The organism is Enterococcus sp. DIV1375a (assembly GCF_051712205.1).
Classification (GTDB): domain Bacteria; phylum Bacillota; class Bacilli; order Lactobacillales; family Enterococcaceae; genus Enterococcus; species Enterococcus faecalis.
This window is the reverse complement of record NZ_JBIOOM010000001.1, coordinates 1424330-1443378: the sequence shown is the minus strand read 5'-3', so window position 1 is coordinate 1443378 and position 19049 is coordinate 1424330. Positions and strand designations below refer to the sequence as shown.

The 19049-nt window shown below is 38.1% G+C and carries 21 protein-coding genes; 19 read left to right on the top strand and 2 right to left on the bottom strand.

Annotated elements, in window-relative coordinates; all coding sequences use genetic code 11:
* Nucleotides 1-148: 148 nt before the first annotated feature.
* The 10 genes from tyrS to ybaK all read left to right on the top strand — a co-directional run bounded on the left by tyrS (nucleotide 149) and on the right by ybaK (nucleotide 9199).
* Nucleotides 149-1411 (top strand): tyrosine--tRNA ligase, encoded by a 1263-nt coding sequence (gene tyrS / locus IGJ63_RS07050; RefSeq protein ID WP_002357324.1) that lies wholly within the window; start codon nucleotides 149-151, stop codon nucleotides 1409-1411.
* Between the two features lie 4 nt (nucleotides 1412-1415).
* Nucleotides 1416-1595: a hypothetical protein gene (locus tag IGJ63_RS07045; protein ID WP_002365741.1), complete on the top strand. Its 180-nt coding sequence runs from the start codon at nucleotides 1416-1418 to the stop codon at nucleotides 1593-1595.
* Entirely contained in the window at nucleotides 1592-2254 is a 663-nt protein-coding gene (locus IGJ63_RS07040) for a YdeI/OmpD-associated family protein (RefSeq protein WP_002369298.1), read from the top strand. Before IGJ63_RS07045 ends, IGJ63_RS07040 begins: the two co-directional genes overlap by 4 nt.
* Nucleotides 2254-2721, top strand: coding sequence for a DUF1801 domain-containing protein (locus tag IGJ63_RS07035; protein ID WP_002369299.1), 468 nt, complete (start codon nucleotides 2254-2256; stop codon nucleotides 2719-2721). The genes IGJ63_RS07040 and IGJ63_RS07035 overlap by 1 nt, the downstream gene beginning before the upstream one ends.
* A gap of 10 nt (nucleotides 2722-2731) precedes the next feature.
* Nucleotides 2732-3625, top strand: coding sequence for a deoxyribonuclease IV (locus IGJ63_RS07030; protein ID WP_002357396.1), 894 nt, complete (start codon nucleotides 2732-2734; stop codon nucleotides 3623-3625).
* 193 nt (nucleotides 3626-3818) lie between these two features.
* Nucleotides 3819-4037 (top strand): YneF family protein, encoded by a 219-nt coding sequence (locus tag IGJ63_RS07025; RefSeq protein ID WP_002357397.1) that lies wholly within the window; start codon nucleotides 3819-3821, stop codon nucleotides 4035-4037.
* A 197-nt stretch (nucleotides 4038-4234) separates the two neighbouring features.
* The gene (locus tag IGJ63_RS07020) at nucleotides 4235-5986 is read left to right on the top strand and encodes an ABC transporter ATP-binding protein (protein ID WP_010823725.1); all 1752 of its coding nucleotides are present in this window, start codon (nucleotides 4235-4237) and stop codon (nucleotides 5984-5986) included.
* Nucleotides 5986-7770: an ABC transporter ATP-binding protein gene (locus IGJ63_RS07015; protein WP_284954983.1), complete on the top strand. Its 1785-nt coding sequence runs from the start codon at nucleotides 5986-5988 to the stop codon at nucleotides 7768-7770. The genes IGJ63_RS07020 and IGJ63_RS07015 overlap by 1 nt, the downstream gene beginning before the upstream one ends.
* Before the next feature lie 155 nt (nucleotides 7771-7925).
* Nucleotides 7926-8687 (top strand): type I 3-dehydroquinate dehydratase, encoded by a 762-nt coding sequence (gene aroD / locus IGJ63_RS07010; protein WP_202453020.1) that lies wholly within the window; start codon nucleotides 7926-7928, stop codon nucleotides 8685-8687.
* Nucleotides 8684-9199, top strand: a complete 516-nt coding sequence (gene ybaK / locus IGJ63_RS07005; protein ID WP_002397353.1) for a Cys-tRNA(Pro) deacylase — start codon at nucleotides 8684-8686, stop codon at nucleotides 9197-9199. The genes aroD and ybaK overlap by 4 nt, the downstream gene beginning before the upstream one ends.
* Nucleotides 9200-9328: 129 nt before the next feature.
* Here the strand turns inward: ybaK and IGJ63_RS07000 are convergent, their stop codons facing one another.
* A complete protein-coding gene (locus IGJ63_RS07000) occupies nucleotides 9329-9736 on the bottom strand; it encodes a ribonuclease HI family protein (RefSeq protein WP_002364051.1) in 408 nt (135 codons plus the stop codon).
* Nucleotides 9737-9836: 100 nt separating this feature from the next.
* Here IGJ63_RS07000 and IGJ63_RS06995 point away from each other — a divergent pair, with 100 nt between their 5' ends.
* The gene (locus IGJ63_RS06995) at nucleotides 9837-10298 is read left to right on the top strand and encodes an EbsA family protein (protein WP_010712512.1); all 462 of its coding nucleotides are present in this window, start codon (nucleotides 9837-9839) and stop codon (nucleotides 10296-10298) included.
* Between the two features lie 104 nt (nucleotides 10299-10402).
* On the opposite strand, the gene IGJ63_RS06990 is transcribed toward IGJ63_RS06995, so the two are convergent.
* Entirely contained in the window at nucleotides 10403-10609 is a 207-nt protein-coding gene (locus tag IGJ63_RS06990; RefSeq protein WP_002357404.1) for a cold-shock protein, read from the bottom strand.
* Nucleotides 10610-10787: 178 nt separating this feature from the next.
* Here IGJ63_RS06990 and IGJ63_RS06985 point away from each other — a divergent pair, with 178 nt between their 5' ends.
* From IGJ63_RS06985 to IGJ63_RS06950, 8 genes are all read left to right on the top strand, one after another.
* A complete protein-coding gene (locus IGJ63_RS06985) occupies nucleotides 10788-12458 on the top strand; it encodes a formate--tetrahydrofolate ligase (RefSeq protein ID WP_104845221.1) in 1671 nt (556 codons plus the stop codon).
* 104 nt (nucleotides 12459-12562) lie between these two features.
* Nucleotides 12563-13267 carry a CBS domain-containing protein gene (locus tag IGJ63_RS06980; protein ID WP_002360173.1) on the top strand — a complete coding sequence of 235 codons (705 nt, stop codon included), beginning with the start codon at nucleotides 12563-12565 and terminating at the stop codon, nucleotides 13265-13267.
* 5 nt (nucleotides 13268-13272) lie between these two features.
* Nucleotides 13273-13749, top strand: a complete 477-nt coding sequence (gene lspA, locus IGJ63_RS06975) for a signal peptidase II (RefSeq protein ID WP_002360174.1) — start codon at nucleotides 13273-13275, stop codon at nucleotides 13747-13749.
* The gene (locus tag IGJ63_RS06970) at nucleotides 13736-14641 is read left to right on the top strand and encodes an RluA family pseudouridine synthase (RefSeq protein WP_002357408.1); all 906 of its coding nucleotides are present in this window, start codon (nucleotides 13736-13738) and stop codon (nucleotides 14639-14641) included. The genes lspA and IGJ63_RS06970 overlap by 14 nt, the downstream gene beginning before the upstream one ends.
* Nucleotides 14642-14979: 338 nt before the next feature.
* Nucleotides 14980-15519 carry a bifunctional pyr operon transcriptional regulator/uracil phosphoribosyltransferase PyrR gene (pyrR, locus tag IGJ63_RS06965; RefSeq protein WP_301280621.1) on the top strand — a complete coding sequence of 180 codons (540 nt, stop codon included), beginning with the start codon at nucleotides 14980-14982 and terminating at the stop codon, nucleotides 15517-15519.
* A 16-nt stretch (nucleotides 15520-15535) separates the two neighbouring features.
* The gene (locus IGJ63_RS06960) at nucleotides 15536-16816 is read left to right on the top strand and encodes a solute carrier family 23 protein (RefSeq protein ID WP_438746153.1); all 1281 of its coding nucleotides are present in this window, start codon (nucleotides 15536-15538) and stop codon (nucleotides 16814-16816) included.
* Between the two features lie 13 nt (nucleotides 16817-16829).
* Nucleotides 16830-17756, top strand: coding sequence for an aspartate carbamoyltransferase catalytic subunit (locus tag IGJ63_RS06955; RefSeq protein ID WP_010824695.1), 927 nt, complete (start codon nucleotides 16830-16832; stop codon nucleotides 17754-17756).
* Nucleotides 17757-17764: 8 nt separating this feature from the next.
* Nucleotides 17765-19048 carry a dihydroorotase gene (locus IGJ63_RS06950; RefSeq protein WP_002357412.1) on the top strand — a complete coding sequence of 428 codons (1284 nt, stop codon included), beginning with the start codon at nucleotides 17765-17767 and terminating at the stop codon, nucleotides 19046-19048.
* Nucleotide 19049: the final 1 nt, after the last annotated feature.

Below are 19049 nucleotides of genomic sequence, written 5' to 3'. Positions count from 1 at the left end.
AGTTTCTACACCAATTGCCATTTTTTGTTGAAAAAACTTAAGAGAAAATAGGGAAATCTCATTTTTTGACTTTTCAAGTGTGACAGAATCGGTTACTATGAATAGGGGAATTTGATCTATTATTATGTTTTACTATAGGAGGAAAATCATGAATTCAGCTTTTTTTGAAGAATTAAAAGCCCGTGGGTTGGTCTACCAAGTCACAGATGAAGAAGCCTTACAAAAACAATTAAATGAAGAATCTGTTAAATTATATATCGGCTTTGATCCAACGGCAGACAGTTTACACATCGGGCATCTACTGCCAATTCTTATGTTACGTCGTTTCCAACAAAATGGTCATGTGCCCATTGCTTTAGTTGGTGGCGGAACAGGCATGATTGGTGATCCATCATTCAAAGATGCAGAACGTAGTTTAAACACACTTGATACAGTGAAAGCTTGGTCTGAAAGTATTAAGGGCCAGTTGTCACGTTTTATCGATTTTGAAGATGAAAAAAATCCAGCGATTCTAGCAAATAACTATGATTGGCTTGGAGAGCTTTCGTTAATTGATTTCTTACGTGATGTTGGAAAAAACTTTACAATTAACTATATGATGAGTAAAGAAAGTGTGAAACGTCGAATCGAAACAGGAATTTCTTATACTGAATTTGCGTATCAATTATTACAAGCGTATGATTTCTTGAAATTGTACGAAACAGAAGGTTGTTTATTGCAATTAGGCGGCAGTGATCAATGGGGAAACATTACTTCAGGGATTGAATTATTACGCCGAGAACAAGAAGTTCAAGGATTTGGCTTAACTATGCCTTTAATTACAAAAGCAGATGGTACCAAATTTGGTAAAACAGAAGGAAACGCAGTTTGGCTAGATGCGGAAAAAACTTCGCCATATGAATTTTATCAATTCTGGATTAACACAGATGATCGTGATGTCGTGAAATTCTTGAAATACTTTACTTTCTTAACATTGGATGAAATTGCAACAATTGAAGAAGAATTTACAGCGAACCCAGGTCAACGTGCTGCGCAAAAAGCGTTAGCCAAAGAAGTGACTACTTTAGTCCACGGTGAAGCAGCCTATCATCAAGCGGTTAAAATTTCAGAAGCTTTATTCAGCGGGGATATCCAAAGCTTAACAGCAGAAGAAATTAAACAAGGCTTTAAAGATGTACCGACGTATGAGGTGCAACCAGAGGATCAATTAAGTTTAGTCGACTTATTAGTTACCTCAAAAATAGAACCATCCAAACGTCAAGCCCGTGAAGATGTTCAAAATGGAGCGATTTACGTCAATGGAGAACGTAGACAAGATTTAGCAGCTGAATTGACAGAAACTGATAAAATCGAAGGACAATTTACTGTGATTCGTCGCGGTAAGAAAAAATATTTCTTGTTAAAATACTAAAAAAATGAAAGCTTGGGACGAAGGTCGTTTAGACAACAGGTTCCAAGCTTTCGCTTTTAAAAAAGATAAATTGGGATTAATTCTGTTACAAAAAACTCTTTTTTACTATTGGGCATATTCAATTACAGATAACTTGTGCTATGCTAGAATAAAAAGTGCAGTCGCTATAAGGAGTAGGTTATGAAATCAATTGTCGAAAAGTTAAACTTAACGAAGTATCAGCAACTAGTTATTTTAAATAGACCACAGGGAGAGTATCTATCTGAATTTGCTTCAGCCGCGCAGCAATTACCCTCAGAACCAGTTGAGCTGATTTTTGCATTTGTGAAAACAATGGCGGAATTTCAAGAGATTGTTTCAATGGTGATTGAAGGTCAACATTTAGTAGAAAATGGGTTGTTATATGTGGCTTATCCGAAAAAAGGCAATAAAATGTATCCAACCTTTGTCCACCGAGATGAAATTTTTCCAACATTACAAGTAAACGAGGCAGATGGGTATATTAAAGGCTCAACCTTAAAATTTAATCGCATGGTTAGTTTAGATGAGACTTTTACGGTTGTCGGCATGAAGAATGTTCTTAAAAAGCTAGCGAAGAATCAGACCAGTTCTGCTGTTGGGGATTATGTTCAATATTTACCGGAAATTGAAGCGTTGGTACAAACAGAACCAGCTGCTGCAGCGACATTCGCTGCATTAACGCCTGGTTATCAAAAAGAGTGGGCGCGGTATGTATTTAGTGCAAAGCGAGCGGAGACACGGAAAAAGCGGCAAACTGAAATGTTAGTCATTTTAAAAGAAGGCTATAAAACCAAAGCGCTTTATCAGCAAAGGAAGAAATAATGGCGCAGTCAATTGAAACAGTTACAGCATACATCGAAACAGTTGAACCAAACTGGCGAATTGCTTATCAGCAAGTATTAGATGTCGTTTCGCAAAATTTGCCAGCAGGATTTGAATTAACAATGCAATATGGCATGCCAACCTTTGTTGTGCCGCTTTCAGTATTTCCAGAAGGCTATCTTAACCGTGGTGATGAACCGTTACCATTTATCAGCTTAGGCGCTACTAAAAGGCAAGTAGCTTTATATCACATGGGATTAATGGGAAATGAAGCCGTCCGAAGTTGGTTTCAAGAAGCCTATCAGGAACAAGTGTCAACAAAGCTAAACATGGGGAAAAGTTGTCTTCGCTTCACTAATCCTAAGCGAATACCCTATGAACTAATTGGCGAATTAGTAACAAAAATCACGCTAGAAGAATGGCTGCAACAGTATCAACACTACCAAAAGAAAAAGAAGAATTATTAGGAGGAACCACATGTTATTAGGATCACACGTTAGTATGAGTGGCAAGAAAATGCTATTAGGCTCTGCCGAGGAAGCGGCTAGTTATGGCTCAACAACCTTTATGATTTATACAGGTGCGCCACAAAACACGCGTCGGAAACCGATTGAAGAAATGAATATTGAAGCTGGGCAAGCTTTTATGAAGGAACACAATTTAAGTAATATCGTCGTTCATGCCCCGTATATTATTAATTTAGGTAATACAATTAAAACGGAAAATTTCGGTTTTGCCGTAGACTTTTTGCGTCAAGAAATTGAGCGAGCACAAGCGTTGGGAGCAACGCAAATCACGTTACACCCAGGTGCGCATGTTGGTGCAGGTCCAGAAGCCGGCATTAAACAAATTGTTAAAGGTCTAAACGAAGTCTTGTGGAAAGAGCAAATCCCTCAAATCGCTTTAGAAACCATGGCTGGTAAAGGAACCGAAATCGGCCGTACGTTTGACGAACTAGCTGCGATTATTGACGGAGTTACGCTAAATGATAAGCTTTCTGTCACTCTGGATACTTGCCACATTAATGATGCAGGTTATAATGTAAAAGATGATTTTGATGGCGTATTAGTTGAATTTGATAAAATTATCGGATTGGATCGTTTAAAAGTTATTCATGTGAATGATTCTAAAAATCCTATGGGCTCACATAAAGATCGTCATGCCAATATTGGCTTTGGCACTATTGGTTTTGAAGCTTTAAACGGTGTGGTTCACCATGAAAAATTAACTGCTTTACCAAAAATTTTAGAAACACCTTATGTCGGAGAAGACAAAAAAAATAAAAAGGCCCCTTACGGCTTTGAAATTGCGATGTTAAAAAATCAAACATTTGATCCAGAATTATTAGAAAAAATTCAAGGACAAAACTAAAGCAACAATCGCTCTTAAAGGTCCTATTGACATTTAAGAGCGTATATTTTTGACTTTTAATCACTATTTTGCAAAAAAATCAGACTTTTTTCATTATTTAAGAGAAATCCCGCAAAAAGAACTTTTCTTTTTTTGCTATTTCTAGTAAAATAATTCATTGAGAGCAAAACTATACGGAGAGGAGAGAGTTTCAATGGCAACAGGTTGGGTAGTATTAATCGCAGTAATCGCTTTATTAGTAGGCGCTGCAGGGGGCTTTTTCCTTGCACGCAAATATATGCAAGATTATTTCAAAAAAAATCCTCCCGTTAATGAGGATATGTTACGCATGATGATGGCATCAATGGGTCAAAAACCGTCAGAGAAAAAGGTTAGACAAATGATGCAACAAATGAAAAACCAAGGAAAATAGTAAAGGTTATTCAGGTAATCATGAATAAGTGTAAAAACGGGCTGATTTTCAGTCCGTTTTTTTGTTGTTTTGCGGGAGAATAGGATAATCTAGGAGGAAAAGAGCGAAACGTTTAATCAAAAACAACAATAACGAAGAAACCTTCTAGCTCGAAAGTAGTCTTCGTAGAACAACAAAGTAAAAGGAGGGACAACTGAATGTCCATATTCAAAAAATTAGGCTGGTTTTTTAAGCAAGAGAAAAAAAGTTATATTATTGGGGTTTTCTCATTAATGATGGTCGCTCTTGTTCAATTAGTCCCGCCCAAAGTTATTGGCGTCGTTGTAGATGAAATTGTTAACAAAGAAATTCGCTTAACGAAAATTATCGTGTGGGTTGCACTCTTGATTGGTGCTGGGCTTGCCCAATATCTTTTTCGCTATATTTGGCGGATGCATATTTGGGGGAGTGCGGCTCGTTTGGAAAAAGAGCTACGGACTCAATTATTTCATCATTTCACAAAAATGGATAGCATCTTTTATCAGAAATATCGGACAGGTGACTTGATGGCGCATGCAACCAATGATTTAAATGCCATCCAAAATGTTGCTGGAGCTGGGATTTTAACGTTTGCCGACTCTGTGATTACGGGAGGAACAACGATTATCGCAATGGTTCTATTTGTCGATTGGCGCTTAACATTAATTGCTTTATTACCGCTGCCTTTATTAGCCGTCACTTCACGAGTTCTAGGTTCTAAGTTGCATGATGCCTTTCGAGATTCACAAGCTGCTTTTTCAGCGATTAATGATAAAACACAAGAAAGTATTACTGGAATTAAAGTCATTAAAACATTTGGGCAAGAAAAAGAAGATCTTGCTGATTTTACAGAGAAAATTGATGATGCTATCGTCAAAAATAAACGAACGAACTTTTTAGATGCACTATTTGATCCGTTTATTACGCTGATTATTGGTGTTTCTTATGTTTTGACAATTATTATTGGTGGTCGTTTCATCATGGAAGGAACGATTAGTTTAGGTCAGTTGGTCTCTTTCATTGCCTATATTGGGATGCTAGTTTGGCCAATGTTTGCGATTGGGCGCTTATTTAATGTGTTGGAACGTGGGAATGCTAGTTACGATCGTGTGAACGAATTATTACATGAAAAAACGCATATTATCGAACGAAAAGATGCCATCAAAACAATGGCGCAAGGGACAATTTCAATGAAGATTGATTCTTTTTCTTATCCAAAAGAAGAGACGGTGGCTTTGGAAAATATCCAATTTTCGTTGCAAGAAGGAGAAACCTTGGGGATTGTTGGTAAAACAGGCGCTGGTAAAACCACTATTTTGAAGTTGTTGATGCGTGAATATGATCAATACCAAGGAACGATTTCCTTTGGAAAACATAACATTAAAAATTACACATTAGATGCATTGATGGGTGCAATGGGGTACGTGCCACAGGACCATTTTCTCTTTTCCATGACGGTACGAGATAACATTCGTTTTGCTAAACCAGACTTAGAACAAGCAGCAGTTGAACAAGCGGCAGCATTAGCATTTATTAACCAAGAAATTAAAGCATTCCCTGAAGGCTATGACACAATGGTTGGGGAACGTGGCGTTTCGCTTTCTGGAGGACAAAAACAACGGATTTCTATTGCACGGGCCTTGATTGTTGAACCAGAATTGTTAATTTTAGACGATGCCTTATCTGCAGTCGATGCGAAGACTGAAGAGGCGATTTTATCAAATCTAAAAGAAACACGCCAAGAAAAAACCACTATTATTACAGCGCATCGTTTAAGTAGTGTCATGCATGCAAAAGAAATCTTAGTGTTGGATGAAGGGAAAATTATTGAACGGGGGACACATCAGGAGTTACTGGCTCAGAAGGGTTGGTATCAGCGGATGTGGGAAAAACAGCAATTAGAAGCGAAAATTGAAGGGAGTGAGAGTTAATGGAAGAAAGGTATCAATCCGAATGGTCCAGAGAGTTACCGCTGAAAGAACAATTAACGATTGTTCAGCGTTTGTTTCGTTTTGCCAAACCGTTTCGACGCATGTTTTACACAGCTATTCTCTTTGCATTTGGCTTATCAATTATCAATATTCTTTTGCCTAGAGTCATTCAAGTTTTTATGGATAATTATTTAACGCCTAAAACTGCTACAATGCAAGTGATTCTAACCTTTGCTGCTATTTATTTTTTTGGTGTCATTGTCAAAAGTATTGTTTGGTTTTTCCAATGGTATTTGTATTCGATGGCTTCTTTAAAAACGTATCAATATATACGAGTGAAATTATTTGAAAAATTACACACTTTAGGTATGCGTTATTTTGATCAAACACCAGCGGGTTCGACGGTGTCTCGTGTTACAAATGACACAGAAACATTGTTTGAATTCTGGTATGTATTCCTAATGGTGATTACAGGAATTTTTGCCGTAATCTCGTCATTTTTTGCAATGTTTCAACTCAGTCCAAAAATTTCATTTTATTGTCTAATTTTCTTGCCAATTTTATTAGTTGTGATTTGGTATTACCAAAAATTTAGTTCAAAATTATATCGCAGTATGCGGGAAAAATTAAGTCAATTAAACACCAAACTAAATGAATACATCTCTGGTATGCAAATCATTCAACAATTTCGCCAAGAAAAGCGTTTGGAAAAAGAATTTGAGGAAACCAATGATGATTATTTAAAAACACGAGTAGCAATGATTCGTATGAATTCGTTATTATTAAGTCCCATCATTAATTTGTTGTATACGTTGGCGATTGCATTGGCCTTAACTATGTTTGGCATCGATGCTTTACATTCACCTGTTGAAGCGGGGATGATTTATGCTTTTGTAACGTATGTACAAGCTTTTTTTAATCCGATGACGCAAATGATGGACTTCCTAAGTATCTTTACAGATGGGATTGTCGCAGGTAGCCGTATTTTAAAAATTATGGATACGGAAGAATTAACGCCGCAACAATCAGTAGGTGCGAATGGGGAAATTATTCGCGGGAAAATTGAATTTCGCAATGTTACTTTTTCTTATGACGGCAAAAACGAAGTATTGAAAAATATTAGCTTTGTTGCAAATCCCGGGGAAACCGTCGCTTTAGTCGGTCATACAGGAAGTGGTAAAAGTTCAATTATTAATGTACTCATGCGTTTCTATGAATTTTATGAAGGGCAGATTTTAATTGATGATCGTGACATTCGTGATTTTCCCATGACAGAATTACGAGAAAAGATGGGCTTAGTATTACAGGACGCTTTCATGTTTTATGGAGATATTGCTGGAAATATCCGTTTACTGAATCCCAATATTACAGATGAACAAATTAAACAGGCTGCGGAATTTGTTCAGGCGGATAAATTTATCCACACGTTACCCAATACCTATCATGCGAAAGTCATTGAACGAGGAGCGAGTTATTCTAGCGGGCAACGTCAATTAATTTCGTTTGCACGAACGATTGTGACTGATCCCAAAATTTTAGTTTTAGATGAAGCAACCGCTAATATTGATACAGAAACAGAAGGATTGATTCAAGAAGGATTAGCCAAAATGCGTCAAGGGAGAACGACAATTGCGATTGCGCATCGCCTTTCGACGATTCGTGATGCAAACTTGATTTTAGTTTTAGACAAAGGGCAGATTGTAGAACGAGGAACGCACGAAACGTTACTGGCAGAAGGTGGCCTTTATGCGGATATGTATCAGTTACAAAGTACGGAAGTTTAACGTAACAACTGAAAGAGTTAAATAACCCAAACAAAGGCATTTAGTGTTAGGAAATTCCTAATTCTAGGTGTCTTTGTAGCTCTTTAAATTGCAAAAAAGAATAGAAATGGTATGATATGAAGAGAGAAAAACAAACGAGGAAGTTAGGTGGAACTGTGAAGCCAGTTATAGTCAAAAATGTGCGAATAGGTGAAGGGAATCCCAAAATTGTGGTGCCCATTGTTGCTCCAACAGCCGAGGATATTTTGGTCGAAGCAACGGCGAGCCAAACACTAGATTGTGATTTGGTAGAATGGCGTTTAGACTATTATGAAAATGTCGCTGATTTTTCCGATGTATGTAATCTTTCACAACAAGTAATGGAACGGTTGGGGCAAAAACCGTTATTGTTAACTTTTCGTACACAAAAAGAAGGCGGCGAAATGGCTTTTTCTGAGGAAAATTATTTTGCTTTGTATCATGAATTAGTGAAAAAGGGTGCGTTGGATTTATTGGATATTGAATTATTTGCGAATCCACTGGCGGCAGATACGTTAATTCACGAAGCTAAAAAGGCGGGGATTAAAATTGTTCTCTGTAATCACGACTTTCAGAAAACACCGTCGCAAGAGGAGATTGTCGCGCGGTTACGCCAAATGCAAATGCGTCAGGCAGATATTTGTAAAATAGCTGTGATGCCACAAGATGCGACAGATGTACTTACGTTACTTTCAGCAACCAATGAAATGTACACCCATTATGCATCTGTTCCAATCGTTACTATGTCAATGGGACAGTTAGGGATGATTAGTCGCGTAACAGGTCAACTGTTCGGATCGGCACTAACTTTTGGCTCCGCCCAGCAAGCGTCTGCACCAGGCCAACTATCCGTACAAGTATTAAGAAATTATTTAAAGACATTCGAACAAAACAAGTGATTCAGAAGGTGAAAAAAGTGGCAAAGAAAAAAACACAACAAAAAACGAATGCGATGCGCATGGTAGAACAACATAAAGTACCATATAAAGAATATGAATTCGCTTGGAGTGAAGATCATTTAAGTGCAGAAAGTGTCGCTGAAAGTTTAGGTATTGACAAAGGGCGAATTTTTAAAACCTTGGTTACAGTAGGTAATAAAACAGGTCCAGTGGTGGCTGTCATTCCTGGTAATCAAGAATTAGATTTGAAAAAATTAGCGAAAGCTAGTGGCAACAAAAAGGTAGAAATGCTTCACTTAAAAGATTTAGAAGCAACCACAGGCTATATTCGTGGGGGCTGTTCACCAATTGGGATGAAAAAACAATTTCCCACCTATTTGGCTGAAGAAGCTCAACAATATTCTGCAATTATTGTTTCTGCAGGCAAACGTGGCATGCAAATTGAATTAGCGCCTGAAGCAATCCTTTCGCTAACCAATGGGCAATTTGCGGAAATAACGACAAAAGAATAAGTGGCTATAAGAAGAAGTCGAGACAGAACCGTTTATCTGTTTTTAAACGTGGAGCAAAAATCGCTAGGGATTTTTGCTCCACGTGTTTAATTATCAAATTAATAAAGGAAAAGCATTAAGTAAACAGTGCTACTTTTTATTGGAATAAAATTTTTGTAATGCTTGCCGTGCAAGCATATCGGCCGCTTTGTTTTGACTTTCAGGTAGCCATTTGATTAAGAGCAAAGGAAAATTCTTTTCTAGTTGTTGATATTCTGCTAAATAAGGCTGGTACTTTTCATTTTTAGCATAGTTTTTTTCAATTGTTTGGACAACAATTTTACTATCTGAGTGGAGAAGAACGGTTTGTTGATTGTCTTCATTGGCAATCGCTTGTTTTAAAGCTTCAATCAGCACTTTAAATTCGGCTTCGTGATTACTAACAATGCCTAAAGGCACATGCAATTGTTGCCGCGATTGGTCGGTGAGGTAAACGATACCGCCGCCAGATTCACCTGGATTGCCTTTTGTTGCAGCATCTACATAAATTCTTAACATAAAATTACTCCTAATTTCTTTTTGTTCTTAAAAAAAGTATGTTACTATTATAACATATTTAAATTTAGCGGCGTTGATCCAGAAGTAGTGAGGGCACTTTATGAAAAAACAGAAATTCTATTGGCAGCCAGAATTAGCATCAACAATTATTTACTGGTCTTGCACATTTTGTATATTATTTATTAGTTTAATTTTAGCATTGGAAAATAATGGTCCTTACTTGATTAGTAATCTGGTGATGGTTCCATTTTTTGTGTTTGCGTATCTAGGAATTGCGCGGTCTTTTAACCTGACAGAAACATCTTTAATTGTCAGAGATGTTTTATGGTTTCGCAAAAAAGCACTTCCGCTTTCTCAGATAGAAAAAGTAACCTACAATGAAAAAAGCATCGAAATTTTTTCCTCAGAATTTAAGGAAGGCTCAAAAGTCTTTTTAATGAAAAAGAAAACGATTCCGTTATTTCTTGAGGCACTTAAGATAAAAAAGCCTGAATTGAAGGTAGCAGAAGATCATTCTTTGGGCCTTCATAAAAAAGAAGAAAAAAACAAGAGTGAGTCATAAGTCGAAACGACTGGTGACCCACTCTCAAAATCTTAAAATAATCAGCTGAAACAAACGCTACGTTTACTTACTTTTTGGAGCTAAGCGCTGTTGGTTCAGCTTTTTTAGTTATCTATTTTTTTGACATGTGCTGCTTGTAGCCCACGATTGCCTTCCATTATCTCGAACTCTACAGATTGATTCTCATCAAGTGATTTGAATCCGTCACCTTCTATAGCAGTGAAGTGGACAAAAATCTCATCTTCTTCGTTGTAAACGATAAAACCATAACCTTTTCTGTTATCGAACCATTTGACAATTCCTTTTTGCATCCAATTCACGCTCCTTTTAGATTTGTAAAGACACTTTCATTATACGAGAAAAGGCTACCAAACGTCAATGGTTGGGTTGTTTAAAAAAGGTTATTCTAGCCATTCTATTCAATACAAGCTATAATTTAAAAGAAACAATGTGTCACAAAGACGATAAAGAATTGAAAAGGGGTCCGTTATGAAGACAGATATTAACATTGCACAAGCAGCAACATTAAAACCTATTCAAGAGATTGCCGAAACAATCGGTCTTTCAGAAGATTCGCTAGAACTTTATGGGAAATACAAAGCGAAAATAGATTTTCCGACGCTTCAATCCTTAGAAGCGCAACCAGAAGGTAAATTAATCCTCGTTACGTCGATTAATCCAACGCCAGCAGGAGAAGGAAAGTCAACCGTGACCATTGGTTTAGGAGATGCATTAAATCAAATCAATAAAAAAACCGTTATTGCCCTAAGAGAACCATCATTAGGTCCTGTGATGGGGATTAAAGGTGGCGCAACAGGTGGCGGTTACGCACAAGTATTACCAATGGAAGAAATCAATTTGCATTTTACTGGTGATATGCATGCGATTACGACAGCCAATAATGCCTTAGCTGCGTTACTAGATAATCATTTACAGCAAGGAAATGAATTAAAGATTGATTCTCGACGGGTGATTTGGAAACGGGCAGTGGATCTAAATGATCGTGCGCTCAGACAGGTCGTTGTTGGTTTAGGCGGTCCTTTCCAAGGTGTACCAAGAGAAGACGGTTTCGATATTACTGTGGCGAGCGAAATTATGGCGATTCTTTGTTTAGCGCAAAATTTAACGGACTTAAAAGAACGCTTAAGTCGGATTATTGTCGCCTATAATGACCAAAAAGAGCCGGTGACGGTTAAAGATTTAAACGTGGCAGGTGCCCTGACTTTATTATTAAAAGACGCCTTAAAACCTAATTTAGTTCAAACGATTGAAGGAACTCCAGCTTTTGTTCACGGTGGTCCTTTTGCCAATATCGCTCATGGATGTAACAGTATTTTAGCGACAAAAACGGCTTTGCATCTAGGGGATTATGTCGTAACAGAAGCGGGTTTTGGTGGTGACTTAGGTGGCGAAAAATTTTTAGATATTAAAGTACCTTCTTTAGGAAAAGCACCCGATGCTGTTGTGATTGTGGCAACGATTCGCGCGTTGAAAATGCATGGCGGTTTGGCGAAAGATCAGTTAGCAGAAGAAAATTTACCAGCGTTACAAAAAGGCTTTGCCAACTTAGAAAAACATATTCAAAACATGCAACGTTATGATGTACCAGTAGTTGTTGCAATTAATGAGTTTACACAGGATACAGAAAAAGAAATTCAACTATTGAAAGAAGCCTGCCAAGCGTTAGGCGTGCCCGTCGAGTTAACAAGTGTTTGGGCGCAAGGTGGCGCAGGTGGCACGAATCTAGCGAAAACAGTAGTAGCAGAGATTGAAGCCAATACAAAACAGTTTCAACCTTTATATAATCCTCGCCAAACTATTGAAGAAAAAATTCAAGCCATTGTACAAACGATTTACGGCGGGGAACAGGCGATTTTTTCTCCGAAAGCGCAAAAACAAATCGCAGATTTTACAAAAAATGGTTGGGATCAATTACCAATTTGCATGGCGAAGACACAGTATTCACTTTCTGACGATCCTCAAAAATTAGGACGGCCAGAAGGATTTACGATTACGATTCGTGAGCTAGTTCCAAAAATCGGTGCAGGGTTTATCGTGGCGTTAACGGGTGACATTTTAACGATGCCTGGCTTGCCGAAGGTTCCTGCTGCGTTAAATATGGATGTGGACGAAACGGGTCAAGCGAGCGGTCTCTTTTAAAGCCGCTCTTTCCTGAGACCTATTTTTAGTATATACTTGAAAGTAGCTCAATAAAAAATAATGACGGAAATTTATTGCGTAGTTTATTATAAGGAGCAACGACTATGGGGGAACGAGCAGATACATTTTTAGCACACTTTAATCGCATTGAAAAGTGGATGAGAGAGAGACTGAACAATCCTGTCAATATGGGATTCAGTGAAATGACAAGACGTCTTTCCCGAAAAGAAAAAGGACAGATTGCTCAATTTGAAGAGGATTTGCTTCAAATGGCTCAGTTAAGAAATGCCATCGTTCATGAGCGAATTGCTGATGATTTTGTAATTGCAGAGCCAAACGAATGGGCAGTTCAACGAATTGAAACGATTGAACAAGCTTTAACAAAACCAGAAAAAGTAGTGCCTAAATTTGCGAAACGTGTTACAGCTTTTGAAATTACCACTTCTTTAGAAACGTTATTAACGATTATTGCAAAAAAACAATATTCTCAATTTCCGATTTATGAAAAAGGTGTATTTAAAGGATTAATCACGGTTCGAGGGATTGGTGTATGGTTTGCCATTGAGAGCACCAAAGGAGAAGTTCACATTGCCAACCGAACGGTGCGAGAATTGTTGGCATCAAATTATAAACGCAGCAACTATCAATTTGTTTCAATTGAAGCAACCGTTTTTGAAGTTGAACAAATGTTTCGGGAGCAGCCACGCTTAGAAGCTGTGCTTATTAGTAAAAGTGGCCATCCTAATGGTGAGTTAGTAGGCATTGTTCGACCAAGAGATTTAGCAAGTATTCATAGAGAAAAGGAATGACGCGATTGTTAGTAGTATATTTTTTAATCAGTGCCTTATTAGTAGGGCTTGACCAATGGAGCAAATATTTGACGGTCCAAAACATTTCTTTGGGTGAAACAAAAGAATTCATTCCTGGATTTTTGTCGCTGACCCATTTAAGAAATACCGGAGCTGCTTGGAGCTTATTAGAAGGAAAGATGATATTCTTTTATGTCATCACAGTAATTGTTAGTGTCGTGATTATTTATTTATTAATTAAGAATTATAAAAAAAGTATCTGGTATTCTGTAGGTTTATCTTTTGTCTTAGCAGGTGCCATTGGGAATTTTATTGATCGTGTACGTTTAGGCTACGTGGTGGACATGCTCCAAACGGATTTTATGAATTTTCCTATTTTTAATGTTGCAGATAGTACGTTAGTGGTCGGCGTTATTTGTATATTTATTTATTTGATTTTAGATGAAAAAGCAGCAAAGGAAGGCAAAAATGGAACAAATTAACGTAACGATTCAAACAGAAAAAGGCCGGATTGACAAAGTATTAAGTGAACATTTACCCAATCATTCCCGCTCGCAAATTCAACAATGGTTAAAAGAAAAACACGTAACAGTTAACGGTGAAACGGTCCGCGCAAATTACAAAGTTACAGCAGGCGATGAAATTGTGGTAACAATTCCTGAACCAGAAGTGCTAGATATGGTAGCAGAGGATATTCCTTTGACCATTGTTTATGAAGACAATGATGTGATTGTCGTCAACAAACCTCAAGGCATGGTCGTTCATCCTTCGGCAGGGCATCCCAAGGGTACATTAGTGAACGCGTTACTTCATCATGCGGATCACTTATCGGCGATTAATGATGTGGTGCGACCGGGAATTGTTCATCGAATTGATAAAGATACTTCGGGACTATTGATGGTGGCTAAAAATGATCAAGCCCATGAATCATTAGCGAAACAGCTAAAAGAAAAAACATCGTTACGCAAATACGTTGCCTTGGTCCACGGTGTTATTCCTCACGATAAGGGAGAGATAAATGCGCCTATTGGTCGTTCCAAGGTTGACCGTAAAATGCAAGCGGTCATTGAAGGCGGTAAAGAAGCAGTCACGCATTTTACTGTTTTAGAGCGTTTTGATGCATTTACCTTAGTTGAATTACAACTAGAAACAGGCCGGACACATCAAATCCGTGTTCACATGAAATATATCGGTTATCCATTAGCTGGAGATCCATTATATGGACCGAAAAAAACATTGCCTGGCAATGGACAATTTTTACATGCGAAGTTATTAGGCTTTACACATCCTACTACAGGTGAACAATTAGTCTTTGAAGCACCTTTACCAGAAGTTTTTGAAAAAACTTTACACCAATTAAGAAATAATCATTGATTTTTTTCTGAAGAAGAGGTAAACTCTTTTTTAAGAAGAAAAATAACTAAATAACTGTAACCTTTAAGTTTAGTCCCGTGAGGCTAAGAAGGAATCATGCAAAAGAACACTAGGTGCGCTTAGTTAGTAAGTTGTGTGGGCTACATGGTACCCTTGTACCTTTTTAAACTGTAACCAACATCCTCCTATCCTCATACGGGTAGGAGGATTTTTTGTTGGAAAAAATAACAGGACAATTTCAATAAAAACCCACTTATTTTTCAGCTGCTCAATTGAAGGAAGAATCGCTGATCCCAAGACAGCGAGGACGTAGATAAAAAAGAAATGAGGAGGAAATTATTATGCCAAAGAAAGAAGTTGTTGACGCAGTCACAATGAAACGAGCGCTTACTCGAATCTCGTATGAAATTATTGAAAGAAACAAAGGAATTCAAGACATTGTTTTAGTAGGAATTAAAACGCGTGGGATATACATTGCACAACGTCTAGCCGAACGCTTAAAACAATTAGAAGATATTGACGTGCCAGTTGGTGAATTAGATATTACTTTGTATCGTGATGATGTGAAAGATATGGAGGAACCTGAATTACATTCTTCTGACGTACCAGTCTCAATTGAAGGTAAAGAAGTTATTTTAGTGGATGATGTCTTGTACACGGGCCGGACCATTCGTGCTGCGATGGACGCTGTTATGGATTTAGGTCGTCCGAGAAAAATCTCTTTAGCAGTCTTAGTAGATCGTGGGCATCGGGAACTACCGATTCGTGCCGATTATGTAGGAAAAAATATTCCAACATCAAAAACTGAGGAAATTATTGTGGAAATGGAAGAGCGTGACGGCGCAGATCGTATTATGATCAGTAAAGGAAACGAATAAAAAGGAGTGAACAACGTTGTCAGAAAAAGAATTTCGAAATGAGGATGCAGTCTTAGATATTAAAGACAGACCGCAAGCTTTTCACTGGGTTGGCCTAAGTTTACAACATTTATTTACGATGTTTGGTGCAACGGTTTTAGTACCAATCTTAGTAGGAATTGACCCAGGGATTGCGTTAGTCAGTTCAGGATTAGGAACAATGGTCTATCTGATTACTACAAAAGGAAAAATCCCCGCCTATCTTGGCAGTAGCTTTGCTTTTATTGCAGCGATGCAGATGTTAATGAAGAGTGATGGTTATCCAGCCATTGCCCAAGGTGCTATGACAACCGGCTTGGTATACCTAATCGTTTCATTAATCATTAAAAAAATTGGTTCCGACTGGTTAGATAAAATTTTACCGCCTATCGTTGTAGGACCTGTCGTGATGGTTATCGGTTTAGGCTTGGCAGCTAATGCCGCAAATAACGCAATGTATAACAACAACGTTTATGATTTTAAATATATTGCCGTAGCCTTAATTACTTTAGGCTTAACCATTTTTTACAACATGTTTTTCAAAGGCTTCCTAGGATTAATTCCAATTCTTTTGGGAATTGTCAGTGGGTACCTAGTCGCTTTAGCTTTCGGAATTATTGACTTAACCCCTATTAAAGAAGCCACTTGGTTTGCTTTACCGAATTTTGAAGTACCTTTTGTTCAATACCAACCGAAATTGTATTTAAATGCCATTACAACAATGGCACCAATTGCTTTTGTAACAATGACAGAACATATTGGTCATTTAATGGTCTTGAATAAATTAACCAAGCGCAACTTTTTCCAAGACCCAGGCTTATCTAAAACTTTAATGGGAGATGGCTTAGCGCAAATTGTAGCAGGTTTTGTTGGTGGACCACCAGTTACAAGTTATGGTGAAAATATCGGCGTGCTGGCAATTACAAGAGTACACAGTGTCTTCGTGATTGGTGGAGCCGCGGTGTTCGCTGTAGCTTTAGGCTTTGTTGGAAAATTAAGTGCCTTGATTCTAAGTATCCCAGGACCAGTTATTTCAGGAATTAGTTTCGTCTTGTTCGGTGTGATTGCCGCAAGTGGTTTGAAAATCTTAATCGATAATAAGATTAATTTTGATAAGAAAAAGAATTTATTGATTGCTTCAGTAATTTTAGTCATCGGCATTGGTGGCTTAGTCTTCAAAGTAGGAACCTTTGAATTGTCTTCAATGGCATTAGCAACCGTCTTAGGAATTGTTTTGAATTTAATTTTACCGGAAAACGCACGTAGCGAAGAACAGTAGGAGGACTGGACGAATGATTATTACATCTGAACGAATTAGTTTAAAACATCTTTTAACTGCTGAGGCTTTAACCGACCGTGAAGTCATGGGGTTAATCCGTCGCGCAGGAGAATTTAAACAGGGGGCAAAATGGCACCCAGAAGAACGTCAATATTTTGCAACAAACTTGTTTTTTGAAAATAGTACTCGAACACATAAAAGTTTTGAGGTAGCTGAGAAAAAATTAGGCTTAGAAGTGATTGAGTTTGAAGCAAGTAGAAGTTCTGTTCAAAAAGGAGAAACGTTATACGATACAGTACTAACGATGTCGGCAATTGGTGTAGATGTAGCAGTCATTCGTCATGGTAAAGAAAATTATTACGATGAATTGATTCAAAGTAAAACGATTCAATGTTCTATTATTAACGGTGGGGACGGGAGTGGACAACACCCTACACAATGTTTATTGGATCTGATGACTATTTATGAAGAATTTGGTGGATTTGAAGGCTTGAAAGTGGCGATTGTGGGAGATATTACACATTCTCGCGTTGCTAAATCAAATATGCAGTTATTAAACCGTTTAGGCGCTGAAATTTATTTTTCAGGTCCAGAAGAGTGGTATGATCATCAGTTTGATGTCTATGGACAATATGTGGCATTAGATGAAATTGTTGAAAAAGTCGATGTGATGATGTTGCTTCGCGTGCAGCACGAACGTCATGATGGTAAGGAAAGTTTTTCAAAAGAAGGCTATCATTTGGAATATGGTTTAACCAACGAACGGGCAACTCGTTTACAGAAACACGCAATTATTATGCATCCAGCGCCAGTCAATCGGGATGTTGAACTGGCAGATGAATTAGTGGAAAGTCTGCAATCAAGAATCGTCGCGCAAATGAGTAACGGAGTCTTTATGCGCATGGCAATTTTAGAAGCAATTTTACATGGAAAGGCCTAGGTGGAGAAATGAAGACGTTAATTAAGAATGGAAAAATCATCAAAAAAGAGAATCAATTGATTGAGGCAGCACTTTGGCTAGAAAATGGTGTGATTCACGCAATCGGAGAATCGTTTGACGAAGCAGATTTTGAGCAAGTGTTTGATGCGAACGGGCAACTAATCACGCCAGGCTTGGTGGATGTGCATGTTCACTTTAGAGAACCAGGCTTTACGTATAAAGAAACGATTAAAACGGGTAGTAAAGCTGCTGCTCGCGGTGGTTTTACTACGGTTTGCGCAATGCCCAATTTGAATCCAGTACCAGATACGGCTGAAAAATTAAGTGAGGTTTACGACTTAATTCAAAAAGATGCAGTCGTGAAAGTTTTACAATATGCCCCCATTACAGAAGAGCTACGGAGTGAAGTTTTAACCAATCAGAAGGCCTTAAAAGAAGCGGGCGCCTTTGCATTTACGAATGATGGTGTTGGTGTCCAAACGGCAGGAACGATGTACTTAGCCATGAAAGAAGCGGCTGCATTAAATATGGCACTTGTTGCGCACACGGAAGATGAATCTTTATTATTTGGTGGTGTGATGCATGAAGGAGAAGTTTCTAAGAAATTAGGCCTACCAGGGATTTTAAGTGCAACGGAAGCTTCACAAATTGCTCGGGATATTACTTTAGCGAAAGAAACAGGCGTTCATTATCATGTTTGTCATGTTTCAACAGAAGAAAGCGTGCGCGTTATTCGAGATGCTAAAAAAGCAGGGATTCACGTAACAGCCGAAGTTTCGCCACACCATTTAATTTTAGTCGATGAGGATATTCCTGGTGACGAAGGGTTTTGGAAAATGAACCCGCCATTACGTGGTTTAGCAGATCGACAAGCATTGATTGACGGCTTGTTAGATGGCACGATTGACTGTATTGCTACCGACCATGCGCCCCATGGTTTAGAAGAAAAACAACAATCATTTTTAAACGCACCTTTTGGTATTGTCGGTAGTGAAACGGCCTTCCAATTGATTTATACGAACTTTGTCGAAACAGGCATTTTCACATTAGAACAAGTGATTGATTGGATGGCAGTGAAACCGGCAGAAATTTTTGGATTAAACGCAGGAACACTAACAATTGGTGCACCAGCAGATATTGCAGTTTTTGACTTAGCAACAGCTGCACCAATTGATGCAGAAGCATTTGAATCAATGGCTGTCAATACACCATTTACAGGGTGGACAGTCAAAGGAAAGACACTTATGACATTTGTTGACGGAGCATTAGCTTGGTCGGAGGAGGCGCAGTAGG